The organism is Methylosinus sp. R-45379, assembly GCF_001644125.1.
In the GTDB taxonomy this organism is placed as follows: Bacteria; Pseudomonadota; Alphaproteobacteria; order Rhizobiales; family Beijerinckiaceae; genus Methylosinus.
On record NZ_LUUM01000223.1, the window covers coordinates 44,610 to 71,195 of the forward strand.

At 64.9% G+C, this 26,586-nt stretch carries 32 protein-coding genes and 2 pseudogenes; 27 read left to right on the forward strand and 7 right to left on the reverse strand.

Going from position 1 to position 26,586, the window contains the following annotated elements:
* Positions 1 to 18 precede the first annotated feature (18 nt).
* The 3 genes from A1351_RS09490 to A1351_RS09500 are packed head-to-tail and all read right to left on the reverse strand — an operon-like array spanning position 19 to position 2,011.
* Positions 19 to 342: a plastocyanin/azurin family copper-binding protein gene (locus tag A1351_RS09490; RefSeq protein WP_064032866.1), complete on the reverse strand. Its 324-nt coding sequence runs from the start codon at positions 340 to 342 to the stop codon at positions 19 to 21.
* Positions 339 to 1,046: a DUF1345 domain-containing protein gene (locus tag A1351_RS09495; RefSeq protein ID WP_064032867.1), complete on the reverse strand. Its 708-nt coding sequence runs from the start codon at positions 1,044 to 1,046 to the stop codon at positions 339 to 341. Before A1351_RS09495 ends, A1351_RS09490 begins: the two co-directional genes overlap by 4 nt.
* A gap of 8 nt (positions 1,047 to 1,054) precedes the next feature.
* On the reverse strand, positions 1,055 to 2,011 hold the full coding sequence (locus A1351_RS09500) for a polyprenyl synthetase family protein (protein ID WP_064032894.1): 957 nt from the start codon (positions 2,009 to 2,011) through the stop codon (positions 1,055 to 1,057).
* Positions 2,012 to 2,132: 121 nt separating this feature from the next.
* Here A1351_RS09500 and A1351_RS09505 point away from each other — a divergent pair, with 121 nt between their 5' ends.
* The gene (locus tag A1351_RS09505) at positions 2,133 to 3,215 is read left to right on the forward strand and encodes an alkene reductase (protein WP_064032868.1); all 1,083 of its coding nucleotides are present in this window, start codon (positions 2,133 to 2,135) and stop codon (positions 3,213 to 3,215) included.
* A gap of 46 nt (positions 3,216 to 3,261) precedes the next feature.
* On the opposite strand, the gene A1351_RS09510 is transcribed toward A1351_RS09505, so the two are convergent.
* The 4 genes from A1351_RS09510 to A1351_RS09525 all read right to left on the reverse strand — a co-directional run bounded on the left by A1351_RS09510 (position 3,262) and on the right by A1351_RS09525 (position 7,050).
* A complete protein-coding gene (locus A1351_RS09510; protein ID WP_157096230.1) occupies positions 3,262 to 3,558 on the reverse strand; it encodes a hypothetical protein in 297 nt (98 codons plus the stop codon).
* 126 nt (positions 3,559 to 3,684) lie between these two features.
* Positions 3,685 to 4,278: a hypothetical protein gene (locus A1351_RS09515; RefSeq protein WP_198022744.1), complete on the reverse strand. Its 594-nt coding sequence runs from the start codon at positions 4,276 to 4,278 to the stop codon at positions 3,685 to 3,687.
* Positions 4,275 to 4,847 (reverse strand): DUF1214 domain-containing protein, encoded by a 573-nt coding sequence (locus A1351_RS09520; protein ID WP_064032870.1) that lies wholly within the window; start codon positions 4,845 to 4,847, stop codon positions 4,275 to 4,277. Before A1351_RS09520 ends, A1351_RS09515 begins: the two co-directional genes overlap by 4 nt.
* 10 nt (positions 4,848 to 4,857) lie before the next feature.
* Positions 4,858 to 7,050 (reverse strand): transglycosylase domain-containing protein, encoded by a 2,193-nt coding sequence (locus A1351_RS09525; protein WP_024878860.1) that lies wholly within the window; start codon positions 7,048 to 7,050, stop codon positions 4,858 to 4,860.
* A gap of 154 nt (positions 7,051 to 7,204) precedes the next feature.
* On the opposite strand from A1351_RS09525, the gene A1351_RS09530 reads away from it, so the two are divergent.
* The 26 genes and pseudogenes from A1351_RS09530 to A1351_RS09640 all read left to right on the forward strand — a co-directional run bounded on the left by A1351_RS09530 (position 7,205) and on the right by A1351_RS09640 (position 26,557).
* A complete protein-coding gene (locus tag A1351_RS09530) occupies positions 7,205 to 7,702 on the forward strand; it encodes a YcgN family cysteine cluster protein (protein ID WP_024878861.1) in 498 nt (165 codons plus the stop codon).
* 121 nt (positions 7,703 to 7,823) lie between these two features.
* On the forward strand, positions 7,824 to 8,234 hold the full coding sequence (locus tag A1351_RS09535; RefSeq protein WP_024878862.1) for a hypothetical protein: 411 nt from the start codon (positions 7,824 to 7,826) through the stop codon (positions 8,232 to 8,234).
* A 65-nt stretch (positions 8,235 to 8,299) separates the two neighbouring features.
* Entirely contained in the window at positions 8,300 to 8,842 is a 543-nt protein-coding gene (locus A1351_RS09540) for a hypothetical protein (RefSeq protein ID WP_064032896.1), read from the forward strand.
* Complete coding sequence (locus A1351_RS09545) at positions 8,826 to 10,124, forward strand: DNA-packaging protein (RefSeq protein ID WP_064032895.1); 1,299 nt, start codon at positions 8,826 to 8,828, stop codon at positions 10,122 to 10,124. The genes A1351_RS09540 and A1351_RS09545 overlap by 17 nt, the downstream gene beginning before the upstream one ends.
* 87 nt (positions 10,125 to 10,211) lie before the next feature.
* Positions 10,212 to 11,360 (forward strand): annotated as a pseudogene (locus tag A1351_RS09550) (phage portal protein); the annotation flags it as partial.
* On the forward strand, positions 11,358 to 11,954 hold the full coding sequence (locus A1351_RS25820) for an RNase A-like domain-containing protein (RefSeq protein WP_245267435.1): 597 nt from the start codon (positions 11,358 to 11,360) through the stop codon (positions 11,952 to 11,954). The pseudogene A1351_RS09550 and the gene A1351_RS25820, both read left to right, overlap by 3 nt.
* Positions 11,955 to 12,092: 138 nt before the next feature.
* Positions 12,093 to 12,248: a hypothetical protein gene (locus A1351_RS24665; RefSeq protein ID WP_157096231.1), complete on the forward strand. Its 156-nt coding sequence runs from the start codon at positions 12,093 to 12,095 to the stop codon at positions 12,246 to 12,248.
* 43 nt (positions 12,249 to 12,291) lie between these two features.
* Positions 12,292 to 12,744, forward strand: coding sequence for an RNase A-like domain-containing protein (locus A1351_RS09560; RefSeq protein ID WP_157096232.1), 453 nt, complete (start codon positions 12,292 to 12,294; stop codon positions 12,742 to 12,744).
* Positions 12,745 to 12,946: 202 nt separating this feature from the next.
* Positions 12,947 to 13,270, forward strand: a pseudogene (locus A1351_RS09565) (phage portal protein); the annotation flags it as partial.
* Between the two features lie 136 nt (positions 13,271 to 13,406).
* Positions 13,407 to 13,592 (forward strand): hypothetical protein, encoded by a 186-nt coding sequence (locus tag A1351_RS09570; protein ID WP_024878868.1) that lies wholly within the window; start codon positions 13,407 to 13,409, stop codon positions 13,590 to 13,592.
* Positions 13,593 to 13,766: a hypothetical protein gene (locus tag A1351_RS24670; protein WP_157096233.1), complete on the forward strand. Its 174-nt coding sequence runs from the start codon at positions 13,593 to 13,595 to the stop codon at positions 13,764 to 13,766.
* Positions 13,766 to 14,383: an HK97 family phage prohead protease gene (locus A1351_RS09575; protein WP_064032872.1), complete on the forward strand. Its 618-nt coding sequence runs from the start codon at positions 13,766 to 13,768 to the stop codon at positions 14,381 to 14,383. Before A1351_RS24670 ends, A1351_RS09575 begins: the two co-directional genes overlap by 1 nt.
* A 124-nt stretch (positions 14,384 to 14,507) precedes the next feature.
* Complete coding sequence (locus A1351_RS09580; protein WP_064032873.1) at positions 14,508 to 15,737, forward strand: phage major capsid protein; 1,230 nt, start codon at positions 14,508 to 14,510, stop codon at positions 15,735 to 15,737.
* Between the two features lie 85 nt (positions 15,738 to 15,822).
* On the forward strand, positions 15,823 to 16,404 hold the full coding sequence (locus tag A1351_RS09585; protein WP_064032874.1) for a head-tail connector protein: 582 nt from the start codon (positions 15,823 to 15,825) through the stop codon (positions 16,402 to 16,404).
* On the forward strand, positions 16,401 to 16,727 hold the full coding sequence (locus tag A1351_RS09590; protein ID WP_024878872.1) for a phage head closure protein: 327 nt from the start codon (positions 16,401 to 16,403) through the stop codon (positions 16,725 to 16,727). The genes A1351_RS09585 and A1351_RS09590 overlap by 4 nt, the downstream gene beginning before the upstream one ends.
* Positions 16,728 to 16,737: 10 nt before the next feature.
* Positions 16,738 to 17,148 (forward strand): DUF3168 domain-containing protein, encoded by a 411-nt coding sequence (locus A1351_RS09595; RefSeq protein WP_024878873.1) that lies wholly within the window; start codon positions 16,738 to 16,740, stop codon positions 17,146 to 17,148.
* A 25-nt stretch (positions 17,149 to 17,173) separates the two neighbouring features.
* Positions 17,174 to 17,584, forward strand: coding sequence for a phage major tail protein, TP901-1 family (locus A1351_RS09600; RefSeq protein ID WP_064032875.1), 411 nt, complete (start codon positions 17,174 to 17,176; stop codon positions 17,582 to 17,584).
* A 10-nt stretch (positions 17,585 to 17,594) separates the two neighbouring features.
* Positions 17,595 to 17,945 carry a gene transfer agent family protein gene (locus A1351_RS09605; RefSeq protein ID WP_026597868.1) on the forward strand — a complete coding sequence of 117 codons (351 nt, stop codon included), beginning with the start codon at positions 17,595 to 17,597 and terminating at the stop codon, positions 17,943 to 17,945.
* The gene (locus A1351_RS23905) at positions 17,942 to 18,145 is read left to right on the forward strand and encodes a rcc01693 family protein (protein WP_256388643.1); all 204 of its coding nucleotides are present in this window, start codon (positions 17,942 to 17,944) and stop codon (positions 18,143 to 18,145) included. Before A1351_RS09605 ends, A1351_RS23905 begins: the two co-directional genes overlap by 4 nt.
* The gene (locus tag A1351_RS09610) at positions 18,142 to 18,729 is read left to right on the forward strand and encodes a phage tail tape measure protein (RefSeq protein WP_026597869.1); all 588 of its coding nucleotides are present in this window, start codon (positions 18,142 to 18,144) and stop codon (positions 18,727 to 18,729) included. The genes A1351_RS23905 and A1351_RS09610 overlap by 4 nt, the downstream gene beginning before the upstream one ends.
* 10 nt (positions 18,730 to 18,739) lie before the next feature.
* Positions 18,740 to 19,378 carry a DUF2460 domain-containing protein gene (locus A1351_RS09615; RefSeq protein WP_064032897.1) on the forward strand — a complete coding sequence of 213 codons (639 nt, stop codon included), beginning with the start codon at positions 18,740 to 18,742 and terminating at the stop codon, positions 19,376 to 19,378.
* A 15-nt stretch (positions 19,379 to 19,393) separates the two neighbouring features.
* Positions 19,394 to 20,284, forward strand: coding sequence for a DUF2163 domain-containing protein (locus tag A1351_RS09620; RefSeq protein WP_024878878.1), 891 nt, complete (start codon positions 19,394 to 19,396; stop codon positions 20,282 to 20,284).
* On the forward strand, positions 20,281 to 20,718 hold the full coding sequence (locus tag A1351_RS09625) for an NlpC/P60 family protein (RefSeq protein ID WP_024878879.1): 438 nt from the start codon (positions 20,281 to 20,283) through the stop codon (positions 20,716 to 20,718). Before A1351_RS09620 ends, A1351_RS09625 begins: the two co-directional genes overlap by 4 nt.
* Before the next feature lie 15 nt (positions 20,719 to 20,733).
* Positions 20,734 to 24,600, forward strand: a complete 3,867-nt coding sequence (locus A1351_RS09630; RefSeq protein ID WP_064032876.1) for a glycoside hydrolase/phage tail family protein — start codon at positions 20,734 to 20,736, stop codon at positions 24,598 to 24,600.
* Between the two features lie 6 nt (positions 24,601 to 24,606).
* Positions 24,607 to 26,016: a DUF2793 domain-containing protein gene (locus A1351_RS09635; RefSeq protein ID WP_024878881.1), complete on the forward strand. Its 1,410-nt coding sequence runs from the start codon at positions 24,607 to 24,609 to the stop codon at positions 26,014 to 26,016.
* 16 nt (positions 26,017 to 26,032) lie between these two features.
* Positions 26,033 to 26,557, forward strand: a complete 525-nt coding sequence (locus A1351_RS09640; protein WP_024878882.1) for a DUF4376 domain-containing protein — start codon at positions 26,033 to 26,035, stop codon at positions 26,555 to 26,557.
* Positions 26,558 to 26,586 lie beyond the last annotated feature (29 nt).

The following is a 26,586-nucleotide window of genomic DNA, read 5'->3' on the forward strand; positions in this document are numbered from 1 at the left end:
AGAATATGGAAACCGCCCTCACGGAACGACGGTGATCGTCCCGCTCATATGAGAATGCAGCCCGCAGCGAAAGGACACCTCGCCCAGACGGGTCAGCGTGACGTCGAAGCTCTCGTCCTCATCGACATGCTCGGGAGAGTGGAAGATTTCTTCTTTGCCCATCGCGCCGATGATGGAATGCGGCGCCTGATCGTGATTGACGAAAACGACGGTCTCACCCGCTCGCACGGTGATATGGACCGGCGCGAAGGCGAAATTCTCTATGCGCACCTCGGCCGCGAGGCCGGGACCGAGCCAGAGCGATATTGCGAGAAGCGAGGCCCAGAAAGCACGCCGTTTCATACGAAGCCCGCGGCGATATTGACGGTGAGCGCCAAAATCGCGGTGTTGAAGAAAAAGGCCAGCACGCCTTGCACCAGCGCTGCCGCGCGCATCGTCGTGGAGGCGGTGGAGACGTCCGCCGTCTGCGAGGCGACGCCGATCACATAGGCGAAATAGAGAAAATCCATATAGCCGGGCTGCTGCCCGCCCGGAAAGATCAGCCCTCCGCGCAGCTCCGCGGGGCGATCCGGCGTGGTGGCGCGCTCGAAATAATATTCATGCGCGTAATGCAGCGCGAAGGTGAGATGCACGAACAGCCAGGAGAGCACGACGGTGAGCACGGCGAGGAAAATATGCGCGTGCTTGGAAAATCCCTCGAGATTTTTGACCGGCCCGAGCTCGGCGACGATCGCGCCGATAGAGGCGCAGGCGGTGGCGATGGTCATCACCAGAATGACGAGCCGGCCTTCGTCCTGAAATTGCGCGCGGCGCCGTATGGAGCTCGGCGTCGAGCGCGCCATCATCTCCGCCGAGAGGAGGAGATAGAGCGTCGCGAAGACGTCCCAGCCGACCAGCGCGCGCGTGACCTCGCGCCAGCTCGCGGGCAGCAGCAGGCCGATCGCCGCGCCGGCGAGCAGGCAGAAGAACAGCCGCGCGCGCGCCCTGGCGATGCGCCACAGCAGTGGGCGCCGGTGGCGCGCGTGAGTCTCGGCGGCGTGGCTCATCGGCGCGCTCAGTTGCTGCGCAGCGCGACGAAGCGCGCCGCCTGCGCGAGCACGTCCGTCGCCGCGCCGAGGCCCGTCTCGGCGAGCGCCGCTATGGCCGCCTCGACCAGCGCGTCGCGCCGCTCGCGCGCCTTGTCCATGCCGAGCAGGCCGATCAAGGTGGCCTTGTTGCGCTCGGCGTCCTTGCCGGCGCGCTTGCCGAGCGCCGCCTCGTCGCCCTCTGCGTCCAAAATATCGTCGGCGATCTGGAAGGCGGCGCCGAGCGCGTCGCCATAGCGGCCGAGCGCCGCCGCCACGGGAGCCGAGGCGCCGCCGAGAATGGCGCCGAAATCGACCGAGATGCGCAAGAGCGCGCCGGTCTTCATGGCCTGGAGGCGGAGCGTCTCCTCCTGGGAGAGCGGGCTGGTCGCCTTCTCGGCCTCGAGGTCCAGCGCCTGCCCGCCGACCATGCCGCCGAGCCCGGAGGCGCGGGCCAGCGCCAGCACCAGACGGGCGCGGATTTGCGCGTCGGCATGGGTCGCCGGATCGGCCAGAACGTCGAACGCATAGGTCAGCAGCCCGTCGCCGGCGAGAATGGCGGTGGCCTCGTCGAAGGCCTTGTGGGCGGTGGGGCGGCCGCGGCGCAGATCGTCGTCGTCCATGGCCGGGAGATCGTCATGGGCGAGCGAATAGCAATGGATCATCTCGATCGCCGCCGCCGCCCGGCGGGCGCTCTCGCCCTCGACGCCGAAGAGTCGGGCGGATTCGAGCGCCAGAAACGGCCGCAGCCGCTTGCCGCCGCCCAGCGCCACATAGCGCATCGCCTCCAGCAGCCGCGCCGGCCGGGCGATTTCGCCCGAAAGCGGCTCCGCGCCGAGCAGGGCGTCGAGCGTCGTCTCGGTCGTGCTCGCGGCCTCGTCGAGGCGGCGGCGGAAAACGTCGTCGATGGTCTTGGCTGCGTTGGTCTTGGCTGCGTCGCCGGTCATGGGACCCTTTCCCGAGAAAATCATTCCATCTGGCTCGGACCTAACAAATTTGCGATCAATCCCCAAGTGGCGAGGGGAAGAGGCCGCGCAGGGGGCGCGGCGCGAGAGGAAATCCGAAAATATGACCGTTTCTTTGTTCGAACCCTTTCGGCTGGGCGATTTTACGCTCGCCAATCGCATCGTCATGGCGCCGCTGACGCGCCGTCGCGCCACCCATGGGACCAACGCCGCCAATGCGCTGATGGCCGAGCATTATCGCCAGCGCGCCTCGGCGGGGCTCATCATCGCCGAGGCCTCGCAGATATCCCAGCAGGGGCAGGGCTACGCCTACACGCCGGGGATCTATTCGCCCGAGCAGGTCGCCGGCTGGCGTGAGGTGACGGAGGCCGTGCATGCGGCGGGCGGGCATATCGTCCTGCAGCTCTGGCACGTCGGGCGCGTTTCGCATGTCTCGCTGCAGCCCGGCGGCGGCGCGCCGGTCGCGCCTTCCGCCATCGCCACGACGAAGCAGGTGGCGATCGAGACCGGCGCCGCCGATTGCTCCGCGCCGCGGGCGCTGGAGCTCGGTGAAATTCCGGGGCTGATCGCCGATTATCGCAAGGCCGCGCGCAATGCGAAAGAGGCGGGCTTCGATGGCGTCGAGGTGCATTGCGCCAATGGCTATCTCATCGACGAGTTCTTGCGCGACGGCTCCAACAAGCGTGAGGACGCCTATGGCGGCGCGCCGCAAAATCGCGCGCGCTTCGGCCTCGAGGTCGTGGACGCCGTGCTGCAGGAATGGGACGCCTCGCGCGTCGGCGTGCGCATATCGCCGGTGAGCCCGGTGTATGATATGTCGGACAGCGATCCGCAGAGCGTCTTCGGCTATTTCGTCGAGAGGCTGGCGGAGAAGAAGCTCGGCTTTCTTCATGTCATAGAAGGCGCGACGCAAGGCCCGCGCGATGTCGCGCCTTTCGATTATCTCGCTTTGCGGAAGAGCTTTCCCGGCGCCTATATCGCCAATAACGCCTATACTTTGGAACTCGCGCAGGAGACGCTCGCGAGCGGGCGCGCCGATCTCATCGCCTTCGGCCGGCCCTTCATCTCCAATCCCGATCTCGTCGAGCGCCTGCGTCGGAGCGCGCCGCTCGCCGATGTCGATTTCGAGACAGTCTATGGAGCGGGCGCGAGAGGCTATACGGATTATCCGACGCTGACGGCGTGAGCCGGCCGGGCTCGTTTCTCTTTACGGGAAACGAGCCCGCTGAGCGTTATTCCGCCTTGGGCGCAGCGTCCGGCGCATGGCCGTCATGGCCGCTCTCATGTCCGCCATCATGGCCCGCGCCATGGCCCTGATGCATGGATTTCATGTGATCCATCATCATCTGATCATGCATCTGATGCATTTGACGCATCTCTTGCATCATCTTGCAGCAGCCGCCCCCATGGCCGTCGCCATGCTCCTCCTGCGGAGCGGCAGGCTTGGTCTCGACAGTGGTCTCGGCGAGCGCCGGCGCGATCGTCGCCGCCAGAAGAGCGGCCGCCAGTGTGGGAATGATATTTTTCATCGCATCGCCCTCGCTATTGCCGGCATCTCTATAGGAAGTGGTCGCCGGCAGGGTCGATCGCAATGCGGCGACATGTCCTATTTGTCGCGTATTTCGCCGAAAGCGAGCCTCGCGGCCCCAGGCGAATCAGCTCTCCGGCTCGGCGACAGTCTCGCAGGAGACAGAACGCAGGCGCTGCTCGGCGCGATCGCGATCGCTCGCGCGCTTGGCCAGCGAGCGCAGCAGCACGAAGCCGCGCATCGAAGGCGCCGTCACATGCACTTGGCTCGGCGGCGCTTCCTCATCCTCGCCTTCGACCGCTTCGATCTGGCGCGCGTCGCCGATCAGCACGTCGATCTTCCCCTTGATCGCCGAGCGATCCGTGGCGGAATGAAAGATGCGGCCCGTTCGCGCATGAAAGGAGAGCGCGAGCAGATCTTCCGGATCGGCGTCGGCGCGCACGCGCATCAGACCTTTGGAGAGATCGAAGAGGCAGACGCCTTCGACGAAAGCCGAATCCTCGAAAGGCGTGACCTCGGCGCCGGGCGCGGCGCGCGGCAGCAGAGCGACGCCATTGGTCGTCGTCTCGGCGTTCTGCGCGGCGGCGAGCAGGCGCGCATAGGCGTTGCGCGGCGCCACGTCCGGCATCAGCAGCACGGAGACGATGTGAACGGAGCCCGCGACGCAGACGGTCGCGAGCGCCCAGGGCAGCCAGTCGAGATAGTCGCGAGAAATCTTCATGCGCAATGGAGCTTCACGATCTTCGGAAAGGTCTGAGGGTCGGGCGCCGATTCGAGGTCGAGCGGCGTGTCATAGAGGCGCAGCGCCAGCACGAAAGGCTCTTTCGACACCGGCAGCCAATTGCCGGGCCGCGCCTGCGCGCCAATGTCGATCTCGAAGGCGCCGCCCTCGCGCCGCGCGATCTCGCTGGAGGTGAAAGCGTGGCGATCGGCGGGATTGTCGATGAGCCGGCCGGTCACGCTGGTCGCGCCGAGCGTCCAGAAGCGCGCCGCGGGAGTGGTGTCGAAGATGCGATAGTCGCAGCGTCCATCGAGCGGCGCCCCGCTCGAATCCGCATGGGCGAAAAAGGCGAGGCCCTGATCGCGCCCGAGCGGCGCCTCGCCCGAGCGCGCCAGCACGGCGCGCGCATAAGGGTCGATCTCCGCGCCGCCATGGCGCGGCCAGGCGGTCCAAGGTCCGACATGCAGCGCGCCGAAGCCGCGGCCGAGCCCGAGCGAGACGGCGGTCATCGCAAAGCCCAGCAGCAGGCCCGCGATCATCACGACGAAAGCCCTCAGATAATTGGTCATGCGAAATCCGTCAGCGCCGATCGGCGCGCTTGTCGGTGGAACGCGTCTGCGGCTGCGAGCCGGCGGCGGGGCGCTCGGGACCGTCGAGCTTCATCTTCGACTCGATTTGTCCGAGCGCCTCCAAGGCGCCGCGCGAGAGCGCCGCGGGACGCGCCGGCGCGCCCAGCTCCAGCGTCTTGGGCTGAGCGGCGGCCGCCGCTGCGAGCGTGGCGGGCGTGGCGAGTCCGCGGATCGGCTTGATGGCGATTCCTTGATGCGCATAGGCCATGATGTCGTGCCATGTCTTCGCCGGCAAGGTGCCGCCGGTCATATTGGACATGCCCTCATTGTCGTCGTTTCCATACCACACGCAGCCGCCCATATTGCCGGTATAGCCGCAGAACCAGGCGTCCTTATAGCCATTGGTGGTGCCCGTCTTGCCGATGACGTCGATTCCGGGGCCGAGATTGGCGCGCCCGCCCGTGCCTTCGTCGATCACGCGCTTCATCATCGTGTCGAGCTCGGCGACCTTCTCGAAAGGCACGACCTGCTCTTGCGGCGGCGCGTCGCGATCATGCTGATAGAGAATATCGCCGCGGCTGTTGCGCACCTCCGTGGCCGCATAGGGCGTCGTCTTTTTGCCGCCATTGGCGAAAGCGGCGTAGCCGGCCGCATGCTCGAGCAGGATGACGTCGCTCTGCCCGACGGGCAGAGAGGGCGTGTCCTCGAGCGGCGTGGTGATGCCGAGCTTGCGGCAAGTGTCGATGATCTTGGCGCGGCCCGCATGAGAATCGCCATTGCCGATGGCGATCGACAATTGAATGGCGATTGTGTTGAGCGATTTGGCGAGCGCCAGTGACAGCGGCAGCGAGCCGGCGTAGCCGCCGCTATAATTATGGACGCAATAATTGCCGATGCAGGTGGGACGATCCGTCACCACCGTCGTCGGCTTGAACTTATTGCTCATCAGCGCGGTGAGATAGACATAGGGCTTGAAGGACGAGCCCGGCTGGCGCGCCGCCTCCGTCGCGCGATTGAACTGGCTCGCGCCATAATCGCGCCCGCCGACCAGCGCGCGCACGGCGCCGTCGAGATCCATGAAGGCCGAGGCGCTCTGCTTCGCATGATAGGAGCGCCCGCTCTCGCGGAGATTTTCCTCCACCACCTCGTCGGCGCGCTTCTGCACATTGGGATCGAGCGCGGTGCGAATGACGAGCACGCGATCGTCGCCGAACTTGCCCGCCTCGGCGAGGCGCTGCGCCTCCTTGAAGGCGAAGTCGAGATACCAATCCGGGCTCTGGTCGCGCTTGCGCTCAACCGGCGTCGCAGGATTGCGCTGCGCGGCGACGATCTGGCTCTGCGTCATGAAGCCGGCGTCGACGAGATTGTCGAGCACGTCATTGGCGCGCGCGCGCGCTGCGGGGAGATTTACGTGCGGGGCGTATTTGGTCGGCGCCTTGAACAGGCCGGCGAGCATGGCGGCCTCCGACAGCGAGACGTCGCGCACCGATTTGCCGAAATAGAATTCCGCCGCCGCCTGAATGCCGAAGGCGCCGCCGCCCATATAGACGCGGTCGAGATAGAGCTTCAGTATCTCCTGCTTGGTGAGACGCTCCTCGAGCCAGAGCGCGAGAAAGGCCTCGTTGATCTTGCGCGTGAGAGTGCGCTCATTGGAGAGGAAGACGTTTTTGGCGAGCTGCTGCGTGATGGAGGAGCCGCCCTGCACCACGCCGGAGGATCGCGCATTCACCGTGAGCGCGCGTCCCGTGCCGATGATGTCTATGCCGAAATGCTCGTAGAAGCGTCGATCCTCGGTCGCCAGCACAGCCTTGATGACGTAATCGGGATATTGATCGAGCGGCACGGCGTCGTCATGCTTGATGCCGCGCTGTCCGGCGACGGCGCCATAGCGATCCAGAAAAGTGATCGAGAGGTCCTGCTTCTTCAGCCAATCGTCGCTGGTCATGCGCATGGCGGAGACCGACAGCGCGAGCGCGACCAGACCGCCGCCGAGCGCCAGCGTCAGCGACTCGCAGCCGATCTCCACCGCGACCCGTCGCAGGCCGCGCACCTGGAATCGGTTCATGAAGGCCGAGAAATTCTCATAGGCCTCGCGCGCGCCGCGGCTCGAGTCGAAGAGGCTCGAGTCGATATAGGCGTCGAGCGCCAGCAGAAGCCTTGCAGCCCGCTTGTATAAGCGCGAGGATCGAATAGGTTCGAGCAATTGCGCCGCTCCCTTGGCCCAACCGGGCGATTATGCGAACCAGGAGGCGGATGATAGCACTCCTCGAGCCGCCTTGACGATGGCCGGCCCGCAGGATCGCCGGCAGGATGAATAAAGCGCGCGCTGCGCCAAGGACGAGGGCCGAAGACAGAGCATGGCGAGGAATGGCGAAAAAGAAGCGGGCGAACCGTTCTGGATGAGGCCCTTGAGCGAATTGACGCGGACGCAATGGGAAAAGCTCTGCGACGGCTGCGGACGCTGCTGCCTGGTCAAGCTCGAGGACGAAGATAGTGGGGAAATCTATCATACGAGCGTCGGCTGCGACCTTTTGGACGGCGACACCGGGCGCTGCCGCGACTATGCCGGCCGCCAGACCAAGGTGCCCGACTGCGTGCGCCTGACCGTGAAGGCGCTCGCCGGCATCGCCTGGCTGCCGCCGACCTGCGCCTATCGCCTGCGCGCGGAAGACAAGCCGCTGCCGGACTGGCACCCGCTGCTGACCGGCGACCCGGCCAGCGTCCATACGGCCGGGGTCTCCGTGCGCGGCCGCGTGGCGGCTCATGAGCAGGAGGTGGAGACCGACGATCTCCCCAATTTCATCGTGCTATGGCCCAAGCGCTGGCCGCGGCGCAAGAAGGGGCGGGCGGCGTGAGGCGGGGTTGTGATTTTATTCCTTGACAGCGGGACGCTGGTCCTATAGACAAGTCCCATGCTCCAGAATTGCGCTTGGGGCGAGGGGCGGCGGCCCCCTGCCTCTCGGAGAGAGCTTCGAGATGGATTTCGCGATCAAAACGGAGATCGCCGATGCTCGCGCCGAGACCTTCGTCTTCACCGCGCAGAAGACGATGTACGGCGGCAAGACGATCGCCGTCGGCGACAGAGTGTTTCTTTTCGCGAGCGAGAATGAAGGCGGCCGCGGGCTTGTCGCGCGCGGAGTCGTCGTCTCCGCGGAGCCTGTCGCAAAGAAGGCCGGGGGCGAGCGGCAGACGCCCCGGGTGAACGTCGCGATAAGACGCGACGCGCTCGCGAAGCGTCCGCTCGGCCGCTCCGAGCTGAAGGCCTTCGACGACTGGACCGACGGCCGGCCGCAGACTGAGCTCAACTTCAAATTCTATCGCCAGGCGACCAATAAGATCGTCGGCGTCTCGAATGAAACCGCGGCGTTTCTCGATCGCTTTTTCTGAGCGCGCGCTGCGGATCGCGAGCCCTCGCGCTCGTCTCTTCCGAGAATCTCACGAAAGGCCGATGCATGGCGTCAAAGTCCGACGCGCTTTCGCGCGACATCGTCACGCAGGCGAAGCTGCTCTATGACGCGGGAGTCACGCCGCTCGCCGAGGTGCGCGCCATGCTCGGCATGAGCGAGCGCGCTTTCCACAGTTTTCGCGAAAACGAGGGATGGCCGATGCGGCCGTCGCCGATCAAGCGCAAGAGCGTGGAAGAGCCATCCATGGCGACGCGGCGGAGCGCGCCGACGGAGAGAGACTCGCGCAGCCTCATCGCGCGGCTCGAAGAAGCGGTGGAGCGCGAATTCGTCCGCGCCGAAGCGGTCCTCGCGACATGCGGCGCAAAGGCGGCGCCGAAGACGATGGAGACGAGCGCGCGCGTGCTCGCGAGCCTTGTGCGCAGCCTCGCGGAGTTGAAGCGCATGAATCGCGACGCCGCCGTGGCGCGAGAGGAGGACGGGCGTGTCCGAGACGCTTTCGACGACGAGCCTCCCCGCCAATTGGCCGAACTCCGCGAGGAGCTTGCTCGCCGGCTCGAGCGCATGTGCGGCGATGGGCCGCTTGAATGAGCTGATCGAGGGATTTTCCGCGCGCGAGCTCGAAACCCTGCTCGCGGATTGGGAGTTTTGCGCGCGCGAGGATCAATGGCCGCCCTTGCTCGCGCGCAATGGCGAGCCATGGCGCGTGTGGCTGATATTGGGCGGGCGCGGAGCCGGCAAGACGCGCGCCGGCGCCGAATGGGTGCGCGCCATCGCGCGCGGCCGACTGCAATTTTCGACGCGGCCCTTGTCGCCGATCGCGCTCGTCGGCGAGAGCGCCGCGCATGTGCGCGATGTGATGATCGAAGGCGTCTCCGGAATTCTCGCCATACATCCGCGCAGCGAGCGGCCCTTGTGGGAGCCCTCGCGCAAGCGCCTCACATTCGACAATGGCGTGGTCGCGCAGGCTTTCTCGGCGGAAGATCCCGAGAGCCTGCGCGGCCCGCAATTTTCCGCCGCCTGGTGCGACGAGCTGGCGAAATGGCGCTATGCGCAGGAGAGCTGGGAAATGCTCCAATTCGGGCTGCGCTTGGGCGACTGGCCGCGCCAGATCGTCACCACCACGCCGCGCTCCATTCCGCTTCTGAAGCGCCTGATGAGCGAGCGCGGCGTCGTGACGACGCGCGCGACGACGCGGCAGAATGCGACGCATCTCGCGCCATCCTTTCTCGAGAGCGTCGTCGCGCAATATGCCGGCACGAGATTGGGGCGTCAGGAGCTCGACGGCGAGATCGTCGAGGAGCGCGCCGACGCGCTCTGGACTCGCAATATGTTGGAGGCGGCGCGCATTGTCGAGGCGCCGCCGATGGAACGCATCGTCGTCGCCATCGATCCGCCTGCGTCATCCGGCCAGCGCGCCGATCGATGCGGAATCGTCGCGGCGGGAGCAGCGAATGGAATCGTCTTCGTGCTGCAGGATGCGACGCTCGCCGCCGCGCGGCCGGCGCAATGGGCGCGCGCCGGCGTCGCGCTCTATCACAGGCTCGAGGCCGATGCGCTGATCGCCGAGGTGAACCAGGGCGGCGAGATGGTGCGCGCCGTCATTCACGAGGCCGACCCGAGCGTGGCCGTGAGAGAAGTCCGCGCGACACGCGGCAAATATTTGCGCGCGGCGCCGGTCGCGCAGCTCTATGAGCAAGGGCGCATCCGCCATGTCGGCGCCTTTCCGGCGCTCGAGGACGAGATGTGCGATTTCGCCACCGACGGCTTGTCGTCGGGGAGAAGTCCCGATCGTCTCGACGCGCTGGTGTGGGCCGTTCACGCACTAGCGTTGGCGCCGCGCGCGCGCGAGCCGCGCATGCGACGATTGTGAGGGGGGGGCGATCGCGAGCCACACGGCGCCGAGCCAGCCGCTTCCTACGCCCTGCTCGATGTTCACTCGATTTCAGACGGATATCTCATGCCCTCATTTCTCTCCCGTCTCCTCGGCGCGCGCGCGCCGGAGCGCAAATCCTCGCGCGCCATGCTTTCGCTGCATTCCATGGCCGCGCCGCAATGGACAGCGCGCAACAATGTTGCGCTCACACGGGCCGGCTATGAGCGCAACGCCGTCTGCTATCGCGCTGTGCGCATGGTGGCGGAAGGCGCCGCCTCCGTGCCCTGGCTCGCTTATGAAGGTCGCGTCGAAAATCCGGAACATCCCCTGCTGCGATTGATCGAGCGGCCCAATCCGAGCGATACGAGCGTCTCCTTCCTCGAGGCGCTCGTCTCCAATCTTCTGCTCTATGGCGACGCCTATGTGGAAGGCGCCTTCGTCGATGGATTGCTGCGCGAGGCCTATTGCCTGCGGCCCGATCGCATGAGCGTCGTCGCGGGACGCAATGGCTGGCCGACCGCCTATGTCTATTCCGTGGCCGGAGACAGCGTGCGCTATGACATTCAGGGTCGCGGCATAGAACCGATTCTGCACATTCGTCTCTTCAATCCGCTCGATGATATCTATGGCTTCGCGCCGCTCGCCGCCGCGCAGACGGCGCTCGACACGCATAACGCCGCGAGCTTCTGGAACAAGGCGCTGCTCGACAATAGCGCGCGGCCTTCCGGCGCGCTCGTCTATGCCGGGCCCGAGGGCGGACATCTGACGGATGAGCAGTTCGAGCGGCTGAAGCAGGAGTTGGAGGAGAATTTCTCCGGCGCCTTCAACGCCGGACGTCCGCTGCTGCTGGAAGGCGGGCTCGATTGGAAGGCGCTGTCGCTCTCGCCCAAGGACATGGATTTTTCCGAGACGAAAGCCTCCGCTGCACGGGAGATCGCGCTCGCCTTCGGCGTGCCGCCGCTGCTGATCGGCCTACCTGGCGACAACACATTCCGCAATTATGAGGAGGCCAATCGCGCCTTCTGGCGCCAGACGATCATCCCATTGGTGCAACGACTGCAGAAGGCGTTTCATGCCTGGGCGCAGCCGGGCTTCGCGCCTTTCCGCTTCGACTATGACGCAGATCGCATCGACGCTCTGGCCAAAGAGCGCGCGCTCGAATGGAGCCGCATCGGAAGCGCCGCTTTCCTCACTGTCGACGAGCAGCGCGAGGCGGCTGGCTACGGCCCGATGGGAAAGCGCGTGAAATATTCGGCGGATCAGCCTCGCGTCAACGCCGGATCGCCGGACGGCGGGCAGTGGACGAGTGGCGACGGTAGCGGCGGCGGCGATCTCGCGCAAGTGGCGCTGAACACGATCGCTGGTGTCGTGAGCGATGTCGGCGCTACACTGGTCGGCGAGGGCGAAGGCTATTTCGTCGACTTGCTGGGTGAGAAGGAGCGAGGGGGCCATGCGATCGACTACCATGTCGGAAAGTCAGACGAGTTCTTGCTAAATCGAGTATTGACGGAACGTTATTCAGGACTTTTTGTCGATATGGGTCTTCAGGCTGCGGGATCGTTTCCTTCGTTGGCGGCGGCGAACAAACTCGTCAACGCGACGCTATCGGCTAATCGTGCTATTGTCGAAGCAGTGGCAAAGGGATTGCTTGGAGGAACCGATATGACCAGCTTTTTCGGTTCTCCGACCGGTAAGGAAGCGTTTGCAAACAGCGGCCGTTCCGCTCCATATATACGAGAGACAAACGGAGTTTTGGTGCTCATTCGACATGACGACGCCTCCCCTAATGGCTTCACGGTGGTCACCGCCTATCCGATAAACGACTAAATGAGAAAGAGACGGCATATGAACCTCCCTGAGGCGTTCGCGAGCTACAGTCGCCTTTTCCATCAGGATCTTCTCAAGATTTATCCTTCTTTGGATGACGCGGTTCGACAGGCCCCGAATTTCCTTACGAGAGATCAGGTGGAATCGTTGAAGACCTATCTCGACGAGCTCACGAGCGGACGCTATTCGAACGCCGAATTGCAAGAAATTTGGAACAGCTCGAAGGCGCAATTATATATCTCTGGAGGCAGCATGATCGAATTCTTTCGTAAGGCGCGCGCCTATTTGAATTGACCGACCGGCCGCGCGTCGCCGCCGGATCGCCCGAGGGCAGGCAGTGGACGAGCGGGGATGGGAGCAGCGGCGGCGATTTCGTCCGGGTCGCGCTGAGCACGATCGCCTGAGCGATGTGGGCGGGCTCGTCACGCAGGTCGGCGATTTTATCGATCTGCGGGACGAGGAAGCGAACGGCGGACACGCCATCAGCGAGCATGTCGGCAAGAGCGATGAGTATTTGATACGACGCGTTCAAAGCGAGCGCTTCGAGAGGGGGCCATTCAGCACGACGCCGCTTGTCGGGTCGTTTCCTTCGTTGGAAGCAGCGCAGGAGCCGGTCAATTCGGCGATCGTCCACCAACAAGACACCGTCGAACTTGTCGCACGCGTCGTCACTGAGCGCAAGCGCGTCAATGCCGAATTCAATTCACCGACGGGTAAGGAAGCCTTTGTCGCGAGCGCTCGAGGACAGCCTGATATTCGTGATACATGGTGGGTCGCCGTGGTCTTGTGACATTAGCATATCTCGATGTTGAGTAGGAATTATAGCGACGAGCAGCTGGTCGCAAATTGGAACCAGACTCTCGGCGGCGGCTTTGGCATTTCCAGTGGCAATGAAGGCGACGCGGAGGCGTTTCTTGGCCTCATACGCGCCGCGCTCGAGGCCTCGCTCGCTTCGCAGAAGAACAAGTAGGCCGCGCTCGTCTATGCCGCGGCCGGAGGGCGGACATCTCACCGGTGAGCAATTCGAACGTCTGAAGCAGGAGTTGGAGGAGAGTTTCTCCGGCGCCTTCGACGCCGGCCGTCCGCTGCTGCTGGAAGGCGGGCTCGATTGCAAGGCGCTGTCGTTCTCGCCCAAAGACATGGATTTTTCCGAGACGAAAGCCTCCGCCGCGCGGGAGATCGCGCTCGCCTTCGACGTGCCGCCGCTGCTGATCGGGCTGCCGGGCGACAACACATTCCGCAATTACGAGGACGCCAATCACGCCTTCTGGCGCCGGACGATCATTCCGCTCGTGCAGCGCATGCAGAAGGCGTTTCCACGGGCTCGCCGGTGGGCGGGCGGCGGATGAGCCGCCACCTCGCGTAGCTCGTGATCAGCGGAATCGAACGAAGTCAGCCGCGACGACCGCTCGTCAGAACGGCCGGCGTTTTCTCGCGTCTGAAAGGGGCCCCATGTCCGAGATCGTCACCTCCATTATCGAGCGCGGCGATCTCGCCCATCTCGCGCTCTTTCTCTGGGCGAGCGCCGCCACTGCTTTCGCGTTGCGCGCTCTGCGTGAGCTCGGCCGCTCCATGCGGCGGCTCGACGCTTTCGTGCGCGAGCTCGCGCGCTTCAATCGCCGTTATGGGAGCGAATAAATGAGTCTGTCCGCTTTGCCCCTCCGCATTCTGAAACGTCGCCCGCCGCGCAAGCCGCCGCGCCTCGAGCCCGAAATCGTGTTCAAGACTTTTGTGCGCGCATTGCAGCGCCTTCGCGAGCCGCCGCGCGGCGGCGGTCCTGCCGCGATCGGCGCGACGCGGGAGAAAGCCTGATGGCGCGAGCGCTGACGCGAGACATTCACATAGAGAGCCCTCCGTTGGAGACGAAGCGCGCGCCGTTTCCCGCGGCGATCGGCGCCGATGGAGCATTCGAAGGCTATGCGAGCCTCTTCAACGTGCGCGACACTTGCGGCGATATCGTCGAGCGCGGCGCCTTCGCCGCGAGCTTGCAGCGACGCGGCGCCGCGAGCGTCAAAATGCTGTGGCAGCATCGCGCCGAGGAGCCGATCGGCGCGTGGACGGAGATCGCAGAGGACGCTCGCGGATTGAAAGTACGTGGGCGGCTCGATCTTTCGGTCGCGCGTGCGCGCGAGGCGTTGTCGCTGATCCGTGCGGGCGCGCTCGACGGGCTGTCGATCGGCTTTCGCACGCTTCGCGCCGCGAGCGATCCTAAGACTGGCGCCCGGCGATTGCTCGAGCTCGATCTCATCGAGATTTCGATCGTCACCTTTCCTGCGTTGCCGCAGGCGCGCATCGCCGTGATTCCCGCTTTGACGATCGCGCCGCGTCACGCGGCGGCTCAGCTCGGCCAGAAGCTCGCGCGGCTTCGCATGCAGCTCGCCGCGACACGATTCGAGGCGACGCTCCAGCAGCTCTCTGCCTCCCGGTGACGCACGCTCGCGGCTAGCGCCGCGCGCGAAGACGATCTTCCCAGTTCACCTGGCCTCCGAACGCCCGCGCATTCCGCGCGGCGCTTTCGTGCGCCGTCATGTCGAAAGAAAGAGGTTGCCGGCAATGTCGTTTCTCGAAACCAGGACCCTCTCCGGCGAGGAAGCGCTCGCCGATCTTCACCGCGCCTTCACGGCGTTCAAGGATACGAATGAAGAGCGCCTCGCGCAGATCGAGACGCGCATGGGCGTCGATGCGCTCACCGAGGAGAAGCTGCAGCGCATCGACCGCGCCATCGACGAAACGAAGCGCCGCGTCGACCGCGTCGCGCTCGATCTCGCGCGGCCGCGACTTTCGTCCGCGCCGAGCGACGATGCGCCTACGCGCGAGCACAAATCGGCGTTTTCGCTCTATATGCGCAGCGGCGAATCCGCCGGGCTGAAGGCGCTCGAATCCAAGGCGCTGTCCGCCGGCTCCGGCCCGGACGGCGGATATCTCGTGCCCACGCCCGCGGAGCAGGAGATATTGCGTCGCCTGGCGCATTTGTCGCCCATTCGCGCCATCGCCAGCGTGCGTGAAATCTCCACGCATTCTTTGCGCAAAGCCTATTCGACACAAGGACCGGCCGCCGGATGGGCAGCAGAAACCGATCCGCGAACGCAAACCAGCAGCCAGCAGATCGTCGATCTCAATTTTCCGGCGATGGAGCTCTACGCCATGCCGGCGCCGACGCAAACCTTGCTCGACGATTCCGCGATCGACGTCGAGCAATGGATCGCCGAGGAGGTGCAGACCGTCTTCGCCGAGCAGGAAGGCGCGGCCTTTGTGAGCGGCAATGGAACCGACAAACCCAAAGGATTCCTCGCCTATACGACGGTCGCGGACGCCAGCTGGAGCTGGGGTAATATCGGCTATGTCGCGACCGGCGTCGCCGGCGGATTTGCGGTGAGCAATCCTTCTGACGCTCTGTTCAATCTCGTCTATGCGCTGCGCGCCGGCTATCGGCAGAACGGCAGATTCGTGCTCAATCGGCAGACGCAATCCGCCATCCGCAAATTCAAATCGACCACTGGCGAATATTTGTGGACGCCGCCCGCGAGTCTCGATCAGCCGGCGTCTCTGCTGAATTTCCCCGTGGTGGAAGCGGAGGATATGCCCAATATGGGCGCCGATAGTCTCTCCGTCGCCTTCGGCGATTTCGCGCGCGGCTATCTCGTGGTCGATCGGCTCGGCGTGCGCGTGCTGCGCGATCCCTATTCCGCAAAGCCTTATGTGCTTTTCTACACGACCAAGCGCGTCGGTGGCGGCGTTCAGGATTTCGAGGCGATCAAGCTGCTGAAATTCGCCGCCGCATGATGTGACTAGCGTGAAACGCGAGCGGCGCGCGACTGCGCCGCTCACAACGGCGAGTTCGCACGTCATTCACAGATGGACAGACCGAATGATTCCGAATCTTCTGACAGCCCCGGCGCTGGAGCCCGTCTCGGTCGATGAGGCGAAGGCCTGGCTCCGGCTCGACTCTAGCGATGAGGATCCGTTACTGGCCGCTTTGATCGTCTCCGCGCGCCTGACGCTCGAATCCTACACCCACCGCTTCTTCGTCACGCAGAGCTGGCGCATGCTGTTCGACGCCTGGCCCGCGCAGACATTGCGACGCGGAACGCTCGCCATTCCTTTCTCCCCGTTTCGTAGCCTTTCGGCCATCCGTGTCTATGACTCTGCCGATGTCGCTCAGACCCTCGCGAGCGCGGCCTACCGCGCGGCTCCCACGCGCGACGCCGGACGTGTCGCTTTTATCTCGTCGCCGCCCGAGCCGGGCCGCGCATGCGACGGAATCGAGATCGATCTCGTCACCGGATATGGCGACAGCGCCACCGACACGCCGGAGCCACTGCGCCGCGCCATGCTGGCGCTGGTTGCGCATTGGCATGAAAGTCGTGGCGATGTGGACGACGCCGGGGCGCCATTGCCGACAATCGCGGTGGCTTTGGCGAAGCCCTTTCGGCGCGAGCGATTGACATGAACGCGCCGAAGATCGGCGAGATGCGCCTGCGCATGAGCCTCGAGGCGCCCGTGGACACGCCGGACGACAGCGGCGCGATGACCAGAGGCTATGTCGGGCGCGGCGATATTTGGGTGAAGCTCACGCCGCTTTCCGCGGAAGCGCGCTTCATCGAGGAGCGGCAGGAGCTGGCGATCCATTGGATCGCGCAAGCGCGATGGCGGGCCGATGTGACCAGCGAAATGCGCCTCGTCGATGGCGCGCGCAGCCTGCGCATCACTTCCGCCTCTGACCCGGACGGACGGCGCCGCTTTCTGTTCTGCCATTGTGAGGAAATCGCATGAGGCGCCACAAATGACGGTTTCGCCGATCATCGCTCTGCGCAAAGCGATACGCGCGCGTCTCTCGGCGGATTCCGCCCTCGTCGCCGCGCTCGGCGCCGCGAAAATCTATGACGAGGCGCCGCGCGGCGCTGCGGCGCCTTACGTGCTGCTGTCCGAGGCGAAGCTGCGCGACTGGTCCACTTCGGACAGCGGCGGCGCCGAGCAGCTCCTCACGATCACGGTCGTATCGATCGAACGTGGGACCGCCGAAGCGTTGACTCTCGGCGACAGGATCGTCGCGCTTCTCGACGAGGCGCCGCTCGGTCTCGAGGGGCATGTCCTCATCGATCTGCGCCATCAAGGCAGCGAGACGCGACGCGAGCAGAATGGCCGCTTCGCCCGCGTCGATCTGCGCTTTCGCGCGACGACGGAAGCGCAATGACGACTGCAAATTCAGGAGCCTTCACATGTCAGCGCAAAAAGGAAAAGACCTGCTGCTGAAGCTCGACGATGGGAGCGGAAGCTTCGTTTCTGTCGCGGGCTTGCGCACGCGGCGTCTGTCGCTCAACGCCGAGACCGTCGATGTCACCGACGCCGAATCTGCAGGTCGTTGGCGCGAATTGCTCGACGGCGCCGGCGTGAAGCGCGCGAGCCTCGCGGGATCCGGAATATTCAAGGATCAGGCGTCGGATGCGCTCATTCGCCAGCTCTTCTTCGACGGCTTGCTGCGTGAATGGCGGATCATGGTTCCGTCGTTCGGAGTAATTGCCGGCGTGTTCCAAATCACCAGCCTCGATTATCGCGGCGAGCACAATGCCGAGATGACGTTCGACATAGCGCTCGAATCGGCGAGCGCGGTTTCGTTCACACCGGGGTGAGGCGATCGTCATGGCCAATCATAAGCGGGGAGAAATTCAGGCGACGCTCGACGGCGAGAGCTATCGGCTCTGTCTCACGCTCGGCGCGCTCGCCGAGCTCGAGAGCGCGCATGGCGTGAGCGATCTCGTCGCGCTCGCCGAGCGCTTCGAAGGACGGCGCCTATCGGCGCGCGATCTGATCTGCATTATCGGATGTGGATTGCGCGGCGGCGGATATGAAAAGAATGACGATGAGGTCGCGCGCATGACCGTCGCGGGAGGGCTCGGCGATTATGTGAAGATCGCTGCCGATCTTCTGGCGGCGACCTTCGGCTCGGGCGACAGCGCAAACCCTCCGCCGCCGCGGAGCGCGAGCGGGTGAGGCCGCAGCCCTTCCCATGGGCGCGGGCGATGGCCTTCGGCCTCGGCGTTCTTCGTCTTTCGCCACGCGATTTCTGGTCGATGACGCCACGCGAATTGGCTTGCGCCGCGGAAGGTCTCTACGGCCGCGCCACGAGAGCGCCATCACGCGACGCTCTAGCGGCATTGATGCGCGCATTTCCCGACGGAGACCAAAAGTGAGTGATTCGTCAACGAGCGATAGCGCTGCGCAATCATCGATCGATCTGTCCTTTCAGGCGCTCGATCTGAAGTCCACGAAAACGCAGCTGCAGGACATCAACTCGGTCGCCGCTTCGGCGACGAAGACACTATCGAGCGGGCTCGCCAGCGCGGCGGTGAATGGAAGGAGCTTCGATACCACTCTCGCCTCCATCGCGCGCTCGCTCGCCAAGCTCGGCGTCAATGCTGGCGCGCAGGCTTTGACACAGGGCGCGACGAGCGGATTGAGCGCGCTGATCTCCGGCGCATTGGGCGGCGGCGGCGTTTCCGTGGCGCCGTTCGCCGATGGCGGCGTCGTCGCGAGCCCCACATTCTTCGGCGCGAATGGCGCGGTGGGTCTGATGGGCGAGCGCGGCGCGGAGGCGATCATGCCGCTCGCGCGCGGGCCGGATGGTCGGCTCGGCGTGGCGATGCAGGGCGCTGGCGATCCAGTGGCGGTGACAGTCAATATCGCAGCGCAGGATGTCGACAGCTTTCGGCGCTCGGAAGGGCAGATTGCTGCGGCGCTGGCGCGGGCGGTGGCTCGCGGCCGGCGCAATCTATGAGGAGGGCGTGATGGTCGATTTTCACGAGACGCGCTTTCCGCTCGATGTGTCGCTGAATGGACGGGGCGGCCCGGAGCGGCGGACGGATATCGTCACGCTCGGCTCCAATCGTGAGGCGCGCAACGCGCGATGGGCGAATTCCCGTCGTCGCTATGAGGCGGGCTATGGCGTCAAATCGCTCGCGCAGCTCGCCGCTGTCATAGAATTTTTCGAGGAGCGACGCGGGCGGCTGTTCGGCTTTCGTTGGCGCGACCGCGCGGATTTTTCTTCTGCGCATACCGGCTCGATTTCGCCGCTCGACCAGATCCTCGGGGCAGGCGATGGCGCGCAGGCGCAATTTCAGCTGCAAAAGACCTATGGCGCGGGCTTCGCGCCCTATGCGCGAACTATAGCGAAGCCTGTGATGGAAAGCGTGCGGATAGCGATTGGCGGAACCGAGAAGACGCGAGGCGTGGACTTCGATGTCGATGCGTCGAGCGGAATCGTCACCTTGTCGCCTTCGGCTGTTCCAGCGATCGGCGCCGTGGTGACGGCAGGATTTCTGTTCGATGTGCCTGCTCGCTTCGACACGGATTATCTCGAGATCGACGTCTCTTCTTTCGAGGCCGGCGCCATCCCGAAGATCCCGATCATCGAGATCATCCTTTGATAAGGAGGAAAGGCAATGCGTTCGGCTTCGTCGGCCATGCGGCAATCTCTCGACGCTTCGGCGTCGACCTTGTGCAATTGCTGGCGTCTCACTCGCAAGGATGGCGCGGTAATGGGATTCACCGATCATGATCGTGATCTCGTGTTCGGTGGCGTGACCTATCGCGCCGCCACGGGGCTCGCCGCCACGCAGATCGATGGAAGCGTCGGACTGGCGGTCGGTAGCGGCGAGGTGATCGGCGCATTGCAGTCGGACGGGCTCGGCGAGAGTGATCTCGCCAATGGGCGCTATGACGGCGCTGGCGTCGAGATATGGCTCGTCGATTGGCGCAATGTGGATAATCGCCTGCTCATCGACGCCATGACGATCGGCGAGGTCACGCGCAGCGAGTTCGCGTTTCGGGCGGAATTGCGCTCCCTCGCGCATCTCTTCGATGAGACGCGCGGCGACAGCTATCAGCAGGGCTGCTCCGCCGATCTCGGCGATGCGCGTTGCAAGGTCGATCTCTCCGCCTCCTTCTTTCACACGACGGGTGTCGTGCTCGCGGTGACGCAGGACGCGATCGTCGCGGCGCTCGCGGAGGATTTCGACGATGATTTTTTTACCGGGGGCTCCTTGATCGTCACCAGCGGCGCCGATGCTGGCGTTCGCGTCGCCGTCAAATCACATCGAAGCGCCGACGGGAAGGTGAAACTGGGGCTGTGGTCGCGGCTCGCGGGCGGGATTGTTTCGGGCGATGGCTTCACGCTCGTCGCCGGCTGCGACAAGAGTGCGGCGAGCTGCCGATCGAAATTCTTCAATATCGTCAATTTCAGAGGCTTTCCGCATATGCCAGGCAATGATCTCGTCATTTCCTATCCGAGCTCGCTGACGCCGACGATGGACGGTGGGAGCTTTTTTCGATGAGCGGGGTCGCGCGCGCGGCGATCGTCGCGCAGGCGCGGCTCTGGATCGGCACGCCCTATCGACATCAGGCATCGCTCATTCATGTCGGCTGCGATTGTCTCGGTCTCGTGCGTGGCGTGTGGCGCGCGGTGGTGGGGCCGGAGCCGGAATCGGCGCCGCCCTATTCGCCGGATTGGGCAGAGGCCCTCGGCGAGGAGACTTTGGCGCTCGCCGCGCATCGGCATTTCGCCGTCGTCGAGATGAATTCGTTTCGCGCGGGCGATGTGCTTTTGTTTCGCTTCCGCGATCACTCGCCAGCCAAGCATCTCGGCATTGCGACTAGCGCGACGCATATGGTGCATGCGCATGGCGGCGTCTGTGTGGCCGAGGCGCCGATCGGCTTGTGGCGCAAGAAATTGGCGGGCGCATTCGCCTTTCCCGGCGTGATGAATTGAAGCTTCGAGGGCGAGATGGCGACTCTCTTGTTGCAGACCGCGGGCGCAGCGATCGCGCCGGTCGGCTCGGTCATCGGCAATGTCCTGGGCGCTGTGGGCGGCGCCCTCGTCGATGCGGCGCTGCAGCCGCGCGCGGGGACGCGCTATGAGGTAGGGCCGCGGCTGGAGGCGATGGAGGGCGTCGCGTCGACGGAGGGAGCGGCGATTCCGCGCGTCTATGGACGCGCCCGCATCGGCGGCCAGATGATCTGGGCGACGCGCTTCCTCGAGCAGACGAATGTGTCGTTGGACGGCGGCTCGAGCAATCGCGGCAAGGGCGGCGGCGGAACGTCGCAGACGGTGAGCGTCTCCTATTCCTATTATGCGAATTTTGCGATTGGTCTCTGCGAGGGGCCGATCGCCTTCGTGCGCCGCATATTCGCGGACGGCAATGAGCTCGACATGACGAGCCTTCCGATCCGCATCTACAAGGGCGATGAGGAGCAGCTTCCCGATGCGCTGATCGTCGCCAAGGAGGGGGCAGAGAATGCGCCGGCCTATCGCGGGCTGGCCTATGTCGTGTTCGAGCAATTGGCGCTCGCGCCATTCGGCAATCGCATTCCGCAATTCACCTTCGAGGTGACGCGGCCGGTGGCGGGGCTCGGCGCGAAGATTCGGGCCGTCGATATTATTCCAGGCGCGACGGAGGCGGGCTATCAGCCGTCGCTCCAGTTGAACTTCTTTTCGCCGGGCGAAACCAGCGCGGAGAACCGCCATCAGCTCACAGCGGCGAGCGACTGGACGGCTTCGATCGACGCATTGCAGGCGCTCTGTCCGAATCTCGAGAGCGTGGCGCTGGTCGTCGCTTGGTTCGGCGATGATCTGCGCGCGGGTCATTGCACTATTGCGCCGCGCGTCGACGCGACATTCAAGACGATCGGCGAGTTCGACTATGTCTATGGCCCATTCTGGCCCGCGGATTGGTCGGTCGCGGGGCTGATGCGCGCAACGGCGCGGCTGGTCTCGCAGATCGACGGAAGGGCGGCCTTTGGCGGGACGCCGAGCGACGCATCGGTGCGCGCCGCCATCGCCGATCTGCGGGCGCGCGGTCTTGCAGTCGTGTTCTACCCTTTTGTGATGATGGATGTGCCGCCGGACAATGTGCTGCTCGATCCGCGTAGCGGCGAGATTGGGCAGCCCGCGTTTCCCTGGCGGGGGCGCATCACTTGTGATCCTGCGCCCGGACCCGTGGACACGGTGGTTGAAACCAGCGCGGCTGCGACGCAAGTCGCGGCGTTCTTCGCGCAATATCGCGCCTTCATTCTGCATTATGCGGGATTGTGCGAGGAGGCGGGCGGGGTCGACGCTTTTCTCATCGGCTCAGAGCTCGTGGCGCTCACGCGCATTCGTTCGGCTCCGGGCGTCTATCCGGCTGTCGCGGCGCTCGTCACTCTCGCGGATGATGTGAAGGGTGTCCTTCGCAGTGGAACCAAGGTCGGCTACTCAGCCGATTGGACGGAATATGGCGCGCATGTTCCGACAGCGGGCGAGCTACGCTTTCCGCTCGACGCCCTGTGGGGAGCGTCGTCGATCGATTTCATCGGGATCGACGTGTATTGGCCGCTTTCCGATTGGCGCGACGGCGTAGATCATCTCGATGCGCAGAGCGCGGGGAATGTCTATGACCTCGATTATCTGACGTCGCGCGTCGGCTCTGGCGAGGGATTCGATTGGTTCTATGCGAGCGACGCGGATCGGTTGACGCAGACGCGCGCGCCGATCGAAGATTCGCTCGGCAAGCCCTGGGTCTACCGCGTGAAGGACATTCTCGGCTGGTGGGCGAATGCGCATCACGAGCGCGTCGATGGCGTGGAGCTCGGCGCATCGACGGCGTGGACGCCGCAGAGCAAGCCGATCTGGATCGTCGAAACGGGTTGTCCTGCAGTCGATCGCGGCGCCAATGCGCCCAATGTGTTTGTCGATGCGCATTCGTCGGAGGGCGGCCTTCCCTATTTCTCGCGTGGTGGACGCGATGATCTGATGCAGGCGCGCTTTCTCGAGGCCATGCTCGGCTATTTCGATCCGACGGCCCCGGGCGGCGACGCGCGCAATCCAGTGTCGATGGCCTATGGCGGCCGCATGGTCGATGTGGCGCGCATTCATGTTTGGTGCTGGGATGCGCGGCCGTTTCCGGCCTTTCCCGGCTGTTCGGATGTGTGGGCCGACTCGGCCAATTGGGAGACTGGGCATTGGCTCAATGGGCGGCTCGAGGGCGCGCCGCTCGATCGGCTCGTCGCGACGCTGGCTTCGACGATCGCGACGAATGATCTCGTTGTCGCGCGGCCGGCGATCGAGGGTTTTGTCGACGGCTATGTGCTCGACAGCGCAATGTCGCCGCGCGAGGCTATCGATCCGCTCGCGTCGCTATTCGGCTTCGACGCTGTGATGTCCGGCGGCGCGTTGCGCTTCGTCTCGCGCGGAACCAAGAGCGTGCTCGAGATCGGCGACGACGATCTGGTTCCGAGGAAGGATGGGACGCTGATCGAGCTGCGGCGTGCGCAGGAGAGCGAGCTTCCGCATGAGATCGCTCTGTCCTTCGGAGATTCGGAATTCGATTATCGCACGGGCCGTGTGCTTTCGCGTCGGCTCGAGGGCTATTCCTCGCGGCGCAGCGAAGCGGAGACGGCGGTTATGATCGCGCGCTCCAATGCGCAACGTTTGGCGGATGTGTGGCTGCAGGATATTTGGGCCGGGCGCGAGACGGCGCGATTTTCCGTGCGGCCGGGGCTCGCGACCTTGGAGGCCGGCGATGTGGTGTCATTGGCGCGCGCGCCGGGACGTCAATGGCAGATCACGCAGATCACCGATGGCGCGGCGCGTGAGATCGAGGCGCGCGCGGTCGACGCCAGCGTCTATGACGTTTGCGCGCGCTCCGTCGGCTGGCGCGCCTTGGCCTCTCCAGGCGTGATCGGCCCGCCGCGCGCGGTTGTCCTCGACCTTGCGATCGCTAAGGATGGCGAGACTGCATTGTCACATGTCGCCGCTTTCGCCGATCCGTGGCCGGGGCCGTTGGCCATCCGCCGGAAGCTCGGCGAGTCCTTCGAGTCGGTCGGGCTGATCGAGAAGCGCGCGACGATGGGCGAAACATTGGATGCGCTCGCGCCCGGACCGCTCGGGCGTTTCGATCTCGGCGCGAGCGTGACGGTGAGGCTCGCTTCGGGCGCGCTCGCCTCTGTGGATGATGGAAGCGCTTTTGCGCTGCGCTCTTCATTAGCGATCCGCGGCGACGACGGCGCCTGGGAGATCCTCGCCTTCACGCGTGCGGAGCTGGTCGCGACGAACACATATCGCTTATCGCGGCTGCTGCGGGGGATCGGCGGAGAGGATGCGCTGGCGTCACGCAGCGTGGCGGCTGGAGCGACGATCGTTTTGCTCGACGACGCCATCGTTCCGCTCGCGCGGGACGCCGCGGAGATCGATTCGGCGCGTGTCTATCGCATCGGTCCGGCGGATCGCGATTACGACGATCCGACCTATGTCGAGCTGGAGGTCGCGGCGACGCGCAAATCGCTGCTTCCCTATTCGCCGACACATGCGCATGCGCGGCGGACAGCGGATGGCGTCGTCGTCTCCTTCATTCGGCGCGGGCGGATCGACGCCGATTCCTGGGAGCCGGTCGATATACCGCTCGGCGAGGAGAGCGAGGCCTATGACGTCGTCATCGCGCTTGCTGGCGGCGGCGCGCGCGTGCTGAGTGTGACGCGCGCGTCGGCGCTCTATTCGGCGAGCGACGAGCTCGTCGATTTCGGGGCGCCGCAGACGAGCTTGGCCGTGCAGATATTTCAAATCAGCGCGCGCGCAGGACGCGGCTTTCCGCTCGTCGCGACGCTGCCCATCGAGTGAGCTTCCATGACCGATACAATTCATTTGGCTCTGCCCTGCATCGATGCGGCGCAGGCGCAGAAGCATGTCACGCATAATGAGGCGCTGCAGCTGCTCGACGCGCTGACGCAGCTTTCCGTGATCGATCGGCGCGCCTCGCCGCCTGTTTCTGCCACCGACGGCGATCGTTATCTCGTCATCGCCACGGCGGCGGGCGCCTTCGCCGGCAAGGAGCAGAAGGTCGCCGTGTATCTCAGCGGCGCTTGGGCGTTTCTCGCGCCGAAGGCGGGGTGGCTCGCCTATGTGGAGGCCGAGCAGCTCATGCTGCTCTACAGCGGCTCCGCCTGGATCGACGCGGGGCTCGCGTTGCACGAGCTCGAGAATCTGTCGCTGCTCGGCATAGGGACGACGGCGGACGTCGCCAATGCGCTTTCGGTGAAGGCGAGCGCGGCCTTGTTCGCCGCACGGACAGTGGCGGAGGGCGGGGCCGGCGATTTTCGGATCAAGCTCGAGAAGGAGACTGCCGCCGACACGGCGTCGCAGCTCTATCAATCCAATTGGTCCGGCCGCGCCGAGACGGGCCTTCTCGGCGACGATAATTTTCATGTGAAGGTCTCCGCCGACGGGACGATATGGCGCGAGGCGCTGATCGTCGATCGTTCGACGGGGCGCGTCGATTTTCCGAGCGGCATGGGAGACGGCGCTTCGGCGGCGTTTCGCAATCGCTTGCGCAATGCGACTTTTGCGATCAATCAGCGCGCGGTTTCGGGAACGGTCTCGCTCGCTGCCGGGCAATATGGCCATGACGGCGTGAAGGCCGGCGCCGCTGGCGCGACCTACACTTTCACGACGAGCGGCGTCGACACGACGCTCTCGATTTCTGCGGGCTCCTTGATCCTGGCGATCGAGGCGCAGCTGATGGAGGGCGGCGCCTATGCTTTGGCGCATGAAGGGACCGCGCAAGCGCGCGTCTGGCAGGGGACGGGTTATTCGGGCTCCGGCTCTTACGCGACGGCCTCGCGAAGCGCGCCGCTTCTCGTGTCGGGGCTGACGGCGAATGCGCAGACCAATGTCGAGTTCTCGAGCGGCACGATCCTGCGGCCGCAATTGGAGCCCGGGGTCTATGCGACGAGCTTCGAGAGGCGGCCGCCGGGCGTGGAGCTGCCGATATGCCAACGCTATTTTCAATCCTTGCTGGTCTCGCATCTCTTCACGGCAAATGCGGGCACGCAGTTCGGGGGCTCGGTCATGACGCTGCCGGTGACGATGTTCGGCACGCCGACCTTGTCGGCGCTGTCGGGCGGCGTGCAGACCAATGTTCTGATGGACGGCCTCAATTCGATGGGCAAGGCGGCGATCAGATATTTCATGGCGTCCACTGCTGCGGGATCGGTCGAAGCCTATGATCGCGCATTCACGGCGTCAGCGGAAATTTGAGACGGAGAGTTGTGACATGACCTATTCGATCATTTGCGATTTCGCTGGCGAGCCGCTGCAGGACATGGTGCGGCGAGACGCAGATGGCGCGAGCGTCCCGACCAATGCGCAAACGGCCGACAGCCTCGCCTATCGTGATTGGCTCGGCGGCGGAAATGCGCCTACGCCTCTGTCGATCCCAAGTCTCGCGGAGGCGAAGAGCAAGCGGCTTGCCGCTCTCGCGGAGCGTCGATGGCGCGCCGAGACGGCGGGAACCTCGGTAAATGGCATGAGCCTTCCGACCGACGAGAGAACGCAGGCCAAGCTCACCGCGGCTGTCGTGGCCAGCGTGCTCGACAATAATTACACGGTGAATTGGAAGCTGGCCGATGGCGCATTCGTCGCATTCGATCATGCGACCTTGATCGCTGTCGCGCAGGGCGTGCGCGCGCATGTGCAGAGCTGCTTCGATCGCGAGGCGCAGCTCGTCGCTGCCATTGTCGCCGCGCAGGACGGCGCGGCGCTCGCGGCGATCGACATAGACGCGGACTGGCCGGGCTGACGCGGCGCCGCGCGCTTTTTCTCGAGCGA